The 12,415-nt window shown below is 63.9% G+C and carries 14 protein-coding genes and 3 pseudogenes; 4 read left to right on the top strand and 13 right to left on the bottom strand.

What is annotated here, in order from left to right; genetic code table 11:
* Positions 1-22: 22 nt before the first annotated feature.
* Positions 23-202: an antitoxin gene (locus BKG60_RS17320; protein WP_070189260.1), complete on the top strand. Its 180-nt coding sequence runs from the start codon at positions 23-25 to the stop codon at positions 200-202.
* Positions 203-205: 3 nt separating this feature from the next.
* Complete coding sequence (locus tag BKG60_RS17315) at positions 206-655, top strand: type II toxin-antitoxin system Rv0910 family toxin (protein ID WP_070189259.1); 450 nt, start codon at positions 206-208, stop codon at positions 653-655.
* A 70-nt stretch (positions 656-725) separates the two neighbouring features.
* Here the strand turns inward: BKG60_RS17315 and BKG60_RS17310 are convergent, their stop codons facing one another.
* From BKG60_RS17310 to BKG60_RS17260, 12 genes and pseudogenes are all read right to left on the bottom strand, one after another.
* Positions 726-896 (bottom strand): succinate dehydrogenase/fumarate reductase transmembrane subunit, encoded by a 171-nt coding sequence (locus tag BKG60_RS17310; RefSeq protein WP_239252142.1) that lies wholly within the window; start codon positions 894-896, stop codon positions 726-728.
* Between the two features lie 20 nt (positions 897-916).
* A pseudogene (locus BKG60_RS17305) lies at positions 917-1,318 on the bottom strand (isomerase); the annotation flags it as partial.
* Positions 1,315-1,743: pseudogene (locus BKG60_RS17300) on the bottom strand (cytochrome P450); the annotation flags it as partial. The pseudogenes BKG60_RS17305 and BKG60_RS17300, both read right to left, overlap by 4 nt.
* Before the next feature lie 28 nt (positions 1,744-1,771).
* Positions 1,772-1,981, bottom strand: a pseudogene (locus BKG60_RS17295) (dihydrodipicolinate reductase); the annotation flags it as partial.
* On the bottom strand, positions 1,978-3,198 hold the full coding sequence (locus tag BKG60_RS17290) for a cytochrome P450 (protein ID WP_070944781.1): 1,221 nt from the start codon (positions 3,196-3,198) through the stop codon (positions 1,978-1,980). The pseudogene BKG60_RS17295 and the gene BKG60_RS17290, both read right to left, overlap by 4 nt.
* Positions 3,199-3,206: 8 nt before the next feature.
* Complete coding sequence (locus BKG60_RS17285; RefSeq protein ID WP_070944782.1) at positions 3,207-3,629, bottom strand: hypothetical protein; 423 nt, start codon at positions 3,627-3,629, stop codon at positions 3,207-3,209.
* A 19-nt stretch (positions 3,630-3,648) separates the two neighbouring features.
* Positions 3,649-4,350: a hypothetical protein gene (locus BKG60_RS17280; RefSeq protein WP_064914346.1), complete on the bottom strand. Its 702-nt coding sequence runs from the start codon at positions 4,348-4,350 to the stop codon at positions 3,649-3,651.
* Positions 4,347-4,478: a hypothetical protein gene (locus tag BKG60_RS32700; protein ID WP_255740330.1), complete on the bottom strand. Its 132-nt coding sequence runs from the start codon at positions 4,476-4,478 to the stop codon at positions 4,347-4,349. Before BKG60_RS32700 ends, BKG60_RS17280 begins: the two co-directional genes overlap by 4 nt.
* Positions 4,479-4,493: 15 nt before the next feature.
* Positions 4,494-5,297, bottom strand: a complete 804-nt coding sequence (locus BKG60_RS17275) for a CbbQ/NirQ/NorQ/GpvN family protein (RefSeq protein WP_070944783.1) — start codon at positions 5,295-5,297, stop codon at positions 4,494-4,496.
* Positions 5,294-6,823, bottom strand: a complete 1,530-nt coding sequence (locus tag BKG60_RS17270; RefSeq protein WP_070944885.1) for a nitric oxide reductase activation protein NorD — start codon at positions 6,821-6,823, stop codon at positions 5,294-5,296. The genes BKG60_RS17275 and BKG60_RS17270 overlap by 4 nt, the downstream gene beginning before the upstream one ends.
* Before the next feature lie 151 nt (positions 6,824-6,974).
* The gene (locus tag BKG60_RS17265; RefSeq protein WP_070944784.1) at positions 6,975-7,577 is read right to left on the bottom strand and encodes a TetR/AcrR family transcriptional regulator; all 603 of its coding nucleotides are present in this window, start codon (positions 7,575-7,577) and stop codon (positions 6,975-6,977) included.
* Between the two features lie 56 nt (positions 7,578-7,633).
* A complete protein-coding gene (locus tag BKG60_RS17260; protein ID WP_070944785.1) occupies positions 7,634-8,365 on the bottom strand; it encodes a hypothetical protein in 732 nt (243 codons plus the stop codon).
* Positions 8,366-8,424: 59 nt separating this feature from the next.
* On the opposite strand from BKG60_RS17260, the gene BKG60_RS17255 reads away from it, so the two are divergent.
* Both BKG60_RS17255 and BKG60_RS17250 read left to right on the top strand, forming a co-directional pair.
* On the top strand, positions 8,425-9,213 hold the full coding sequence (locus BKG60_RS17255) for an SDR family NAD(P)-dependent oxidoreductase (protein ID WP_070944786.1): 789 nt from the start codon (positions 8,425-8,427) through the stop codon (positions 9,211-9,213).
* Positions 9,214-9,229: 16 nt separating this feature from the next.
* A complete protein-coding gene (locus BKG60_RS17250; protein ID WP_070944787.1) occupies positions 9,230-10,303 on the top strand; it encodes an NAD(P)H-dependent amine dehydrogenase family protein in 1,074 nt (357 codons plus the stop codon).
* 299 nt (positions 10,304-10,602) lie between these two features.
* On the opposite strand, the gene BKG60_RS17245 is transcribed toward BKG60_RS17250, so the two are convergent.
* Positions 10,603-12,372, bottom strand: a complete 1,770-nt coding sequence (locus BKG60_RS17245) for a zinc-ribbon domain-containing protein (RefSeq protein WP_070944788.1) — start codon at positions 12,370-12,372, stop codon at positions 10,603-10,605.
* Between the last annotated feature and the right edge of the window lie 43 nt (positions 12,373-12,415).

Here is a 12,415-nt window from a genome sequence, read left to right as displayed (position 1 = left end):
TCGAAAACGATAGGGTGGGCTGATGGGATTCCTGGACAAAGCCAAGGACCTGCTGTCGCAGAATGCTGACAAGGTCGAGCAGGCCATCGACAAGGCCGGCGACATGGTCGACGAGAAGACGCAGGGCAAGTACTCCGGCGCGGTCGACAAGGCGCAGGAAGCGGCGAAGAACGCCATCAACAAGGACGAACCGCAGCAGTAACCTATGGCCAAATTGTCTGTCTCCGTCGAAGTTCCGTTGCCGCCGGAGAAGGCGTGGGAGTACGCCTCTGACCTGTCCCGATACGACGAGTGGCTCAGCATCCACCGAGCCTGGCGGTCCAAGCTGCCCGAAACCCTGGAAAAGGGCACGGTGATCGACTCGATCGTCGAAGTCAAGGGCATGTTGAACCGCGTGAAGTGGACGTTGGTGAACTACAAGCCGCCGCAGTCGCTGACCCTCAACGGCGATGGACGCGGCGGGGTGAAGGTCAAACTGATCGGAAAGATCACGCCCGCGCCGGTGGACGGGGGAGAGGGCGCGAAAGTGTCCTTCGACGTGCACCTCGGTGGCCCTGCGCTGTTCGGGCCGATCGGCATGGTGGTCGCGGCCGCACTCAAGGGCGATATTCAGCAGTCCTTGAACAAGTTCAAGGAGCTCTACGCGTCGTCGTAGCATTTTCTCGCGAGCAGACACAGAATCGCACGAAACCAGTGGTAAAAGTGCGAGTCTGTGTCTGCTCGCGCTACACGGTGAGCAGCACCCAGATCGCCGCGATCGAACCCAGAAGCGCCGTGCCGTAACTGCACACCGCGATCGCCCGGTCGAAGCGGCCCAGTTTCAGGCCGTGTTCGAGCATGAAGCGGAACCGGTGGGCCCAGTGGAACAACCCCAGCACGAAGACGCCGGCCAGCACGATCCTCGTCAGCGGATTGCGCCGCGGGCATGCCCGCGTTCCAGGCAAGTGCGCTCGCCGGGGAGCAGTGTCGGCAATGGCACGGTGTCGTCGGAATCGAGGTCGTAGGAGTCGATCTGCCCCGCGAGCAGGAACTTGTGGATGTCGACGCGCTTGTCTCGACCTGAAAAGCCCTGTGTCCCAGTGGGAGAAGCGAAGAGCACGACATACTCGCGGGGGTTGAAGTACAGGAATCTGACCTTGCCGAGAATTCCTCCGGCTTTACTGCCCACCCACCGGCCCGGACCGGTGTGGATCAGGCCGGGATACATGTCGGCGAGTCGCTCGATTGCCTGTGCGAGGAGCGCGCCGTCTTCGAGCGGCAGGCCGACGACCTGCTTGGCCACGGTGTGCAGCACATCCGGGTCGATCTTGTACGTCATCGGTCGAACTCCAGGGGCAGACTGGTCGGGCCGCTGAGGCCCAGCAGTGGCTTCCAGGGCACGGGTCCGGCCACCCGAGGGTTGGGAAGCCGTCGAGACAGGATCGTGAGTGCCTCGGACAGCTCGAGCCGCGCCAGGTTCGCACCGAGGCAGTAATGCACGCCGCCACCGAAGGTCAGGATCGGCGGCGGGTCCTCGCGGGTGACGTCGAAGCGGGTCGGATCGTCGTAGACGGTCTGATCGCGGTTGGCCGCGTAGGTGTTCACGATAGTGAATGTCCCTGCGGGAAAGCTGTACTCGCCGATTTCGGCGTCATCGGCAACGCTGCGCACGGTGCTGCACATCGACGGCGAATGCCGCATGGTTTCCTCGACCGCTCGCATGGCCAGGCCAGGCTGCTCCCGCAATAGCGCCCACTGGTCGGGGATGCGGACCAGTGGTCGACATCGGCGAGTCCGGCTGCAGAGCCAGGAGTGCGTCGACGTCGTCGGTGGCGGCCACGACCAGCGGTTCGGTGCCACAGAGTTCGCCGACGTCCTTGCCCACCTTGTCGGGTGCCCAGGCGTAGCAACCGACGAGTTCGAGATCGGCGTTCGCGACGATGGCGTGGACCGACTTGCGGCCGACGTTGCCTGTCGTCCACTGCACGACCCGGTAGGTCATGTGTCCGACCGGCTGCCGGGCGTGAAAGTGACCGGGACCGAGCGGAATCCGCGGGTGACGGAGTTGCCATGAAATTGTGCGACTTCGTCTTCTGAGAGGGTGAAGTCGGGCATTCGGGACAGCACCCGCTCCAGGCCGACCTGGAATTCCAGTCGAGCCAGATTGGAGCCGAGACAGCGGTGCACGCCGGCGCCGAAACCGAGGTGCCGGTTCTCGCGGCGGTCGAGGATGCACCGGCCCGCGTCGGGGAACTCCTGTTCGTCGCGGTTGGCCGCGGCGTAATTGACGATGACCGACTCGCCCGGCGAGAACGTGCAGCCGTTCAGCTCCACCTCTTTGGCCACGGTGCGGGGGATGCCGTGGATCGACCCGGCGAACCGGATGAACTCCTCGACCGCACGGGTGAGAAGGTCGGGATCGCTGATCAGCCGGTCACGCTCGGCGGGGTTGGTGGCGAGGTAGTGATAGGCGAAAGACATTGCGCTGGCAGTGGTCTCAAGACCGGCCTGGACCAGGAGCATGGCATTGGACACGACGTCGCCGAAGGACAGTTTCTCTCCGTCGATCTCCGCGGACAGCAGGACGTCGATCATGTCGTCACGGGGCGGCTGGTCCATACGTGCGGTCACGGCGTCGTGCAGGTGTTCATACAACCCGCCCCAGGCACTCATCCGGTCCTGCTCGGTGGTGCCGTTGAGCGCCGTGTCGGTCAGCTCGACGCACAACGGCACGTCTTCGATCGGCATGCCGAGCAGATACTTGAAGAACACGATTCCGGGCTGGCGCCAGGCGATCTGGGCCAGGTCACCGGAGCCGTTCTCGATGAGTTCGTCGATGAGCCGGTCGGTCTCGGCGCCGATCTCGGGGCGGAGCGCCTTCATCCGCGCCGGGGAGAAGTACGGGTTCAGGACCTTGCGGAACTTCTGCTGTCGCGGCGGGTCGAGGGTGATCACCAGATCTCCGGCGAGTTGCTCGGCGCCCTCGGGTGTCGGGTTGCTGGAGAAGTGTTCCCAGTCCTGCAGGATCTTGACGCACTCCGCGTAGCGCACCGCTACCCACGCGCCCGCCGGCGTCGCGCTGAGAAATGGCTTGTCGGTGCGCGCGAACGGCGATTGCGCTCGCATCACCGAGTAGACGTCGTATAGGAAGTCGTTGTCGTTGAAATCCTGGTGGCGCAGATCCCAGTTCTGGGCGTGGCGTTCGAGTGACTCCGGCACGTGGGCTCCTACGGGCTCGGTTGTTGTTCGGCTGCTCGGCGTGCCTCACGCTCGTCATGGATCCGGACCAGTTCGCGGAACCCGATTCGGTGGTACTTGGGTACCGGCTGGATGCCCCACTCGTCCTGGGCGGTGTCCTTGCCTTCGGCTCCCTCGGGCGGCCCGAATGCCGGGTAAGGGACCTTGCATTCGAGGGTGTCGTCGGAATAGCGAACCTTGAGCAGTTCACTGCAGATCTCGGTCAGGCTCAAGGTGGGGTAGCCGTAGTAGACCGCCATGAACGGCAGGGTGAAGGCGCCCTCGACGACGAGGGCGACCAGGCATACCAGGACCGCGCGCTTGATCCACTTGTGCATGCGCGCGTAGTAGGGCGTGGTGCCGGGAGGTAGGTCATCGGTGTTCTCTTCGGTTGGTTGCGTGGGGGTGGTCATGAGTGCTCCTCGAATATGTTCAGTCGGAGAAGATTTCGCGGTTCACCGTGTGTAGGTACGGGATCGCGAGGAAGGGGGTGATGTAGAAGATGTCGTAGAGCCACCACCCGATGACCGGGAACACGACGCCGGCATAACGGACATCGGCATACATCGTCATGTTGAACACGTACAGACACCAGATGAGCACGCCCATCCAGCAGGTGATAATCATCCACTGGTGACCCCAGCGCTTCATCTGCAGAAAGCCGATCGCCGCGGCGCACCGCATCGCGAAGACGGTGAGGATCATGCCGAACACCATGGACTTCTCGCCCGGCCCGGCGGCGCCGCCCATCCACAGTTCGTTGTAGTGCCAGAAGTATCCGGCGTCGAACATGGCGCCCCAGCCGACCATCAGCACCCGGTTGATCAGCGTGTGGTTGGCGACCAGGTCGAGGGCCCAACCGAGGCTGTTGAGCATGCCGTCGATCAGGACGAGATACCCGATGAGCGTGACGATCATCGGCCGGACCGAATATCCCGCGCGCAACGCCTGGCGCTGTAACCACACGCCGCGCATGAAGATCGGGAAGCCGATGAGCCCGGGTGCCCACATGCCCATCAGGGCCGCACCGACGATCATCCACTTGTCGGCCCGCCGCTGCGCCAGCCGGGACTGTTCGTGGTGCTCCTCAAGGTTGAGAGAACCCTCTGCCGGGACGGATGCCGTGACCTTCACAGGTCCCACCAGCCTCGGGTGAACGACATGTACAGCTGGATTCCGAACATCGCCAGCAGGTATCCGTAGATGACGATCTGCAGGACGATGAGGGCTTTCTTGCGGTTGCGTTCCTTCTGATCCACCATGGTGGCGATTCCTTCCTACGCGCTTGAGCTGTCGGCATCGGCTCCGGAGAGGCACGCGGACGCGACCTCCCGCAGCCCTTCGGTGATGGCGCCGTCGCTGGACAGCGGGGCGAGGACACAGGCCTCCGCGGCTTCGAGTTCCGTTGCACCGGCGGCGATCAGGTGTGCTGCCGTGACGAGCACCCGAGTGGAGGGCGGTTCGAAATGGAAGGCCTCGTCCGCGGTTCGGATCGCGGTGGCGCACCGGACCAGCCGCTGTGCGGTGGGCAGTCCGACGCCCGCTTCGGCGACGATCACCTCCGCCTCGCGTTCGGGCGGCAGGTACCGCATCGGCAGCGTGACGAAACGCTGCCGGAAGGACGGCTTGAGCTCTTTGAGTGAGCTGCGGTAGGCGGGGTTATAGGAGCACACCAGCATGAAACTCTCTGGCGCATGGACGACTTCACCCGCACGATCCAGGTAGAGCGTGCGCCTGTGGTCGGTGAGCGAGTGCAGGACGGCCAACGAATCGTGACGCGCCTCGACAACCTCGTCGAGGTAACAGATCGCGCCGGACTTGACGGCCCGCGTGAGGGGCCCGTCGGTCCAGACCACGTCACCCCCGGTGACCATGAACCGTCCGACGAGGTCCGAGCTGGTCAGGTCGTCGTGGCAGCTGATGGTGACGACCGGACGGCTGAGCAGCAGTCCCATGTGCTCGACCAGGCGGGTCTTGCCGCATCCTGTCGGGCCGGTGAGCATCACCGGCAGGCGCTGGCGGCAGGCCTGCTCGAACAGCTGAACCTCGTTGGCGTTGGCGTAGTAGGTGTTTTCGCTCATACAGATACCAGCTCTCGGTGGACGTGTGCGAGGACGCGGGGAAGTTCTTCGATTCGGCGGATGCGTTGGGACCGTTTGGGGCCGAACACTTCCGGAAGGGGATCGACGCGGACGGGGCCGACGCCGAGGTAGTACATGGAGACGCCGGCTTCGTTGGCTTCCTCCACGGCGTGGGCGGCGTCAGCCCAGGCGTAGCGGCCCTCGTAGCCTTCGTCCGAGATCAGGCCGTCACCGATGACGATGAGCAACCTGCGCTCCGAAGGCTGTGCGAGCAGGCGGCTGGTCATGTGCCGCAGCGGCGCACCGAGTCTGGTGTAGCCGCCGGTGGACAGGCCCATGCTGCCGGGCGGGACGAAACGGCGGTCCGCGAAGTCCTTGAGGCAGCTGACTTCCACGCGATGACGGGTGTTCCCGGTGAACGTGAATATGCCGTGGCGTTCCCGGGCCGAGGTCATCGCGCGGGACAGGGCGTCGGCGCAGGCCAGCTCCAGTTTGAAGATCCTGCCCCCGTGTACGCCCAGCGAGGAGCTGCCGTCGAGGAGCAGCGCGGTTGTCACGTCGCGGCTGGCGGGCAACAGTTCACGGAAGAGGCGCGGTTCCACCGCCTCACCGGTCGTCAGGTCGATGAAGTGGTTGACGTACTGGTCGACGTCGAGGTCGGAGCCGTCTTCCAGCCGGTTCTTCATGGCCCGGTGGGTGTTCTCCTCGAACCACTTCCGGACGTCGACGGCGACTGCGCCGGGATGCCGGTCCCGGCTGGCGCGGGTCTGCTCGAGAACCGCAACGTGGTCCGGCATGAAGCTCTGCGTCCACGCGTTCCATTCCGGATAGGGGATTCCCGGCCGGTGGTCGGGGGTGATGTCGAGGTCGTTGTCCTGAGGTCGGCTGGGTGGGGGCAGGTTCGAGTTGCGGACCCCTCCCTCTCCGCCGGCGGGGACGGAGTGTGGTGCCGGCGAACGCTTCTGGTTGGTGGTCCACGGCAGCCGCCCGAACGTGCGGCGCAGCTTGTCGGACAGGCCCTGCGGCAGGGTGTATGCCCGCGGCAGGCTGCCGAGCAGTGGATCGATGGCGAACTGCTGCGATGTACGCGCAAGGGCGACGGCCCGGTCCAGCATCTCTTTGGCGTCCATGTCCGCGCCCGCCGGTTCCAGGTGCGGAACCGCCGAGCGCAGGTCCACCAGTAGTCCGGGCCAGTTCTCGGCGACCCAGCCCAGCGCGACGCCGGCCTCGACGAGTGTGAGCGCGGCCAGTTCGCGGGTAGAGAGCTCGTTGAGCCGGTAGTCGAGGATGCGCTCTTTGGAGGGTGAGCATTGCAGTGCCACACCGCATGTCAGCGTGCGCCGGGTCCAGTCGCGACGCGGTGGATAGGGCACGTGCACGACGTCGAGCAGGGAACTCAGACCGAAGCCGCGGTGATGCCCGCTGACCAGGCGGGCGCCGGTGCGACGCTGGCCGCTCAACGCCACGGCGGTGACGGCGCAACTGCGCTCGGTCGCCATGGCGTGGGCTTCGTCGAGCTCGGGCATCTGCTGCGTCACGCCTTCAGAAGGTGCCGATGTTGGAGAACATCCAGTACCAGAACCAGATGATCAAGCCGGTGCCGCCCCAGGCGGCCACGTAGCGGAGTATCTCCCAGAACCAGCCGGCCACGTCAGTTCTCCTCGCAGAAGGGGTGATTCATCGGACCTCCAGTCCTCGTCGTGCGGTGATGACCAAGTTGGCCAGCATCGCGTCGCGGTGCTGGCTGTTGGCGGTGGTGGTCAGGACGCCGTAGATCCCCAGGAGGAAGAATGCGGCGCTGTAGAAGGCGTCGACCTCGGGATGTGCCTCGCCGTCGCCGCGGGCGCGCTCGATCTCACGGACGAGCAGAACGATCATCGGGTGGTCGCTCCATTCGTCCTTGGTGGGGCGGGTCGGCGAGAAGTGCAGCGCGAGAAGTTCTTTGAACAGGAGCGGGCCGAATCGCTGTTCCAGGCTTCCCACCAGGCGGACGAGCTCGGTCAGCGCCGATGCGAGATCATGTGTGTTCTCGAGAAAGCCGGTGAATTCGGCTGCCATGCGTGTCTCTTCGCGGCTCTCCAGTTCCAGCAACACGTGTTCCTTGCTTGGGAAGTGGAAGAAGAAGGTCCCGTGAGCGACGCCCGCGGCGCTGACGATCGCGCCGACATCCGCTCCGGCCATGCCCGACGCCTGGAACTCGGCGACGGCTGCGCCGAGTATCCGTTCCCGCGTCTGCAATCGGCGCAACTCGCGCGCCGACTGCTTGATCTGTGGCGTCATGTTCCGCTCATTTCTAGCTGACTGACTGATTGCAGTCAATGAGTGAAGTCGTTGGGCTAGTCGGAAAAGATCTCACGATTGACCGAATGCAGGTACGGGATCGCGAGGAAGGGGGTGATGTAGAAGATGTCGTAGAGCCACCACCCGACCACCGGCAGCACGACGCCGGCGAAGCGGACATCGGCGAACATCGTCATGTTGAACACGTAGAGACACCAGATGACGATCCCCATCCAGCAGGTGATGATCATCCATTGGTGGCCCCACCGCTTCATCTGGAGGAAGCCGATGCCCGCGGCGATCCGCATGGTGAAGACGGTGAGGATCATGCCGACTTCCATCGCCTTTTCGCCGGGTCCGGCGGCCCCGCCGATCCATAGCTCGTTGTAGTGCCAGAAGTATCCGGCGTCGAACATTGCACCCCAGCCGTTCAACAGGATTCGGGCCAGGATGGTGTGGTTGGCGGCGACGTCGAGCGCCCAACCGACGGTGTTGATCGCGGCGTCGATGATGACCAGATAGCCGATCAGCGTGACCAGCATCGGCCGGACGGACAGCCCGTCGCGCTGAGCCTTGCGAAGTAACCAGACCCCCCTGAGGAACAGGGGCAGGCCGAAGATGCCGAGGGCCGCGGTGCCGATGAGCAGGCTGCCGGAGATGAGCCATTTGTCGGCCTGGCGCTGTGCGCGCAGCGAGGCATCCAGGTGCTCGTCGAGCCCGCTGGCCGAGGGGCGCGCCACGTCGTCCCCGCTGTCGCCACGCTTCAGATTGAACGTTGGCAAGTTCATGAAGACTGACTATAGTCAATCAACCTGGGCAGTCAATCGGCTGCTGAAGGGGGTAGCGCATGGCAATGGAGCAGTTCGGCCTGGACGGTCAGGTCGCGATCGTGACCGGCGCCGGAAAGGGTGTCGGGCAAGGCATCGCACGAGTACTGGCGGAGGCGGGTGCCACCGTAGTCGGCACGGCGAGAACGGAATCCGACATCGTCGCGACCATCGCCGGCATCGAAGCCGCCGGTGGCAAGGGTTTGGCGGTGGTCGCTGACGCGATGAGCCGACCCGACGGAGAACGAGTGGTGGGTACGGCCATGGAACAGTTCGGCCGCATCGACATCCTGATCAACAACGTCGGCGGCTCCACATACGCGGGGTTTCTCGACATCACCGACGAGGACTTCAGGCACACCTTCGATTGGTGTGTCACTTCGGCTTTCATCATGAGTCAACTTGTCGCAGCACACATGATCGCGGCCGGTCACGGCTCGATCGTCAACATCTCTTCGGGGTCGGCCCGGTTCGGCATCCGTGCGTTGACCGCCTACTGCACGGCCAAGGGGGCTCTTGAGGCGCTCACCCGCGCGATGGCGCAGGAGTTGGCGCCCAAGATCCGGGTGAACGCCATCGCGCTCGGGTCGTTCGCGACCGATGGTTTACAAGGAAGCCTTGACTTGTTACCTGGGTCGTTGGAGAAGATGAAGGAGGCGACGCCGTTGCATCGCCTCGGCGATGTGGAGGACCTCGGAAGGTTGTGCGTGTATCTGTCTACGCGCGATTGCTACGCAACGAACGCGATCTTCCACGTCGACGGCGGTATCGACTCGAACAACTCGCCGTTGCCGATTCCCGACTACTGAGCAGGAACAGTTGACGATGCGCAGAGTGGTCCAATTCTCCACCGGCAACGTTGGTAGGCATTCGCTGGCGGCGATCATCGGCAGGCCGGACCTCAAGCTGGTGGGTGTTCATGCCTCCGGCGCGGACAAGATCGGCCGTGACGCCGCCGAGCTGTGTGGAATCGGCGAGCCGACCGGTGTCGTCGCGACCGACGACATCGACGCGCTCATCGCCCTCGGGCCGGATTGCGTGGTCTACACGGCGTTGGGTGAGACCCGGCCGATGGAGGCGATCGAGCAGATGTCGCGGTTCCTGGCCGCTGGGATCAATGTCGTCGGAACCTCCATGGTGTGGCTGGTGACACCGCGCCAGGCCGACGACTGGTTGCGGGTGCCGCTTGCGGAGGCGTGTTCGGCCGGGAACTCCTCGCTATACGTCAATGGCATCGACCCCGGATACTCGGGGGACACCGCGGTGTACGCAGCGCTCAGCCTGGTCGCGCGCGCCGAGTCGGTGACCGTCAAGGAGATCTTCGACTACGGCAACTACGACGACTACGAATACACCGGCACCGCCATGGGTTTCGGCACCACTCCGGACGACGAGCTGCCGATGGCCTTCCAGCCGGGCGTGATCACGGCGATGTTCGGCGGATTGGTGCGCAATCTGGCCCATCATCTTGGCGTGGAACTCGATGATGTCGTCCAGCGGTTCGAGCCGTGGTACGCCACCGAACGCATCGAGTGCACGATGATGACCGTCGAACCAGGGCAACTGGCCGGGGTGCGGTTCGCCGCCGAAGGCCTGCGCGGCGGCGTTCCGGTCATCACTGTCGAGCACACCACCCGGCTCACCCCGGCGGCGGCGCCGGACTGGGAGTATCCGCCTGACGGTCAGTCCGGCGTGCACAAGGTGATCGTGGAGGGCGAGCCGCGCATCGAGGTGAGCACCGAATTGTCGCATCCGGCACTTGATGTGACCGACGCCGGATGTCTGTCGACCGCGGCGCGGGTGGTCAACGCGATTGACTGGGTGTGTGATGCTCCGGCGGGATTGGTTGCCGCCGAGGATATTCCGCCGACCGCGCTGATCCGCGGGCTGATGTGGTGAGGGAGGATGATCGGGAACTTCCGGGCGGACTAGCGACGTCATGTCGGCTCCCGGTTGCCCGTGCGCAGAACGGTTTACCCGCGTAGCCCGGTGATCCACCTTTCGCGTTGTTCAAGATGCAGCAGCGCGAGTTGTTCCGTAGTGCCCGGCCGGTTTGGCTCTGCTCGCAACTGCGGAAGTACTCAGTTTCGACCATGATGGTGGCTCAACAGCTACAGCTGTCGCGGTTCGCGACATAGTCGGGAGTTATCGGCAGCAGCATCGTTGAGCCGTCCGTGGACAACCTTGCCGATCCTTGATCAAGCGCCGTCGACAAGTTCCTTAACACTATCGATGGCACCTTCGGCATCGGGAGCGTGAGAGTAAACGAAGACCTCGAAGTAGCGCGGATGACGAATGGCTAATGAATCCAAAGGGTTTTCGCGCAGCCGAACGACTGTAAAGCCTGCTGCCAACAGGTCGAGGCTCTTCTCCCGATCAAGGTCGACCTTGTCGGCATGCCAGAACGCTCCGTCGTACTCAATCGCTAGGCGTTGGCCAGAGTCGCGCTCCACAAGGATATCGACGGTCCAGGCTCCGCGCCTACTGAAATGCTCCGAGGACACGCGATGGCCCGAAAGAGCATTTCCGAATACTCTCTGCGCTTGATTCATATGAGCGAGTTCGACTTTCGACTTGCCGACCTCTTGGCAGTCGGGACAGGTCGATCCGCGCACGCGGGATGCAGGGGAAGCCTGCCAGCGATGCTTCGGATTTCTGGGGCATATCCACGTGGGCTGCACTGCCCATGTTGAAGCAGTTGGGCGCACATGCCAGGGCGTGGTGCTGTTTTCTGGAGCCCACTCCGCAGCAAGCTCCGGATACAGGTAGCCCAAAGAATCGAGGACCGTTTCGCATTCGGGACAACGGAGACGCTGGTACTTGTCCCGTTCCCGAGGTGTCGCTTGCCACTCATGGCCGCAGCGCGGATCCCGCCACCATGTCATGCGGCGTGACTCCGGCGAGATCTGTGCGAGCTTCAACTTTCCATTCCGAGTGGGATGCCACTGGAGACTGATCTCAGGACTCAACCGCGATCCGCCCGGGTTCTTCTGTGCGGCTGCCTTGTTCGCCTTCCTAGTCTCGGCGGCGATGCAATAGCTGCACCCCCTGTCCAGATAGCTTTCCGGTCGACGGGTTGAACGGTGTCCGTTCTCGCAGTGGAACTCGTAGTAACCGCCATCGAGGAGCGGAACCATCTGAGGCGGCGTGGCGTCAATCCAACGTGCAACCAGCTCCGGCACGTCTGCGACGGTCTTTCGACTTCGCTCCTGACTGAGCCGGTAGCGGGACTCCTGCTCGGCGGCTCTACACGTCGGGCATGACCTCGAGGACAACCAGCTCGTCATTTCCCGGATCACCTCTGTGAAACGGGTTCCGCACTTCGGGCAACGCCAGACCGCCCGCTTCGGGGAGCGCAGCTTCGCTGTGTCCCACAGCGCGGCGGGATTCAAGCTGTGGTCCCACCATTCCAACGCCGCATGGCCTGACTCCCTCAAGAGATTCTGAGCCTTTCGCGTCCCGACCGGAGCCGCTTCCGTTTGCCGCTTCGGGTTCGCCCGGCATGAACAACCCCAACCGATATCGCCGACCCGCTCGGCGCTGATCTTGCCGCAGCGACGACACCGGGTGCGATGCGGATCCTCCGCCAGCGACGGATCCGTGAGCGGACCGAGATAGTCCAACCCATTCCGTTCGGCATGTGCACGTACGTCGTCCAGATCGACGGGAGTTGAAGCGATGAACGCCAGCATCCTCTGCTTCGCCGCCCACTTGCGCCAGAAACAAGCACGGCACACCGGCTCACCCGCGGCGTTCCTATCGAGCACGTAGTCAAATCGGTAGTGTGCTTCGCAACCACACGTGAGGCACTTCGTCAGGCGGTAGCTTGCCCGCTTTGTGAACGGCTCCATTGGGATCAGGCCACCGTCGGCGAGTATCTGCGTGATGTGGTCATCGCACCACGCTGGGCGGGTTCTGGTCGAGAACGCGGCCGCGTTGTCGCAACCTTTCGCGGCGCAGACAGTCACGGCTTTAGTGAATCACGTTGAACGTCCGGCGCTACGGTCCGAC

This window comes from Mycobacterium syngnathidarum (assembly GCF_001942625.1).
GTDB lineage: Bacteria > Actinomycetota > Actinomycetes > Mycobacteriales > Mycobacteriaceae > Mycobacterium > Mycobacterium syngnathidarum.
This window is presented reverse-complemented; position numbering and strand designations above follow the sequence as displayed.

Coding starts and splice junctions, on each gene's coding strand:
- BKG60_RS17265 (WP_070944784.1), bottom strand. CDS start 7,577: ATGACGCCACAGATCAAGCAGTCGGCGCGCGAGTTGCGCCGATTGCAG.
- BKG60_RS17260 (WP_070944785.1), bottom strand. CDS start 8,365: ATGAACTTGCCAACGTTCAATCTGAAGCGTGGCGACAGCGGGGACGAC.
- BKG60_RS17270 (WP_070944885.1), bottom strand. CDS start 6,823: ATGCCCGAGCTCGACGAAGCCCACGCCATGGCGACCGAGCGCAGTTGC.
- BKG60_RS32700 (WP_255740330.1), bottom strand. CDS start 4,478: ATGGTGGATCAGAAGGAACGCAACCGCAAGAAAGCCCTCATCGTCCTG.
- BKG60_RS17285 (WP_070944782.1), bottom strand. CDS start 3,629: ATGACCACCCCCACGCAACCAACCGAAGAGAACACCGATGACCTACCT.
- BKG60_RS17250 (WP_070944787.1), top strand. CDS start 9,230: ATGCGCAGAGTGGTCCAATTCTCCACCGGCAACGTTGGTAGGCATTCG.
- BKG60_RS17255 (WP_070944786.1), top strand. CDS start 8,425: ATGGCAATGGAGCAGTTCGGCCTGGACGGTCAGGTCGCGATCGTGACC.
- BKG60_RS17320 (WP_070189260.1), top strand. CDS start 23: ATGGGATTCCTGGACAAAGCCAAGGACCTGCTGTCGCAGAATGCTGAC.
- BKG60_RS17315 (WP_070189259.1), top strand. CDS start 206: ATGGCCAAATTGTCTGTCTCCGTCGAAGTTCCGTTGCCGCCGGAGAAG.
- BKG60_RS17275 (WP_070944783.1), bottom strand. CDS start 5,297: ATGAGCGAAAACACCTACTACGCCAACGCCAACGAGGTTCAGCTGTTC.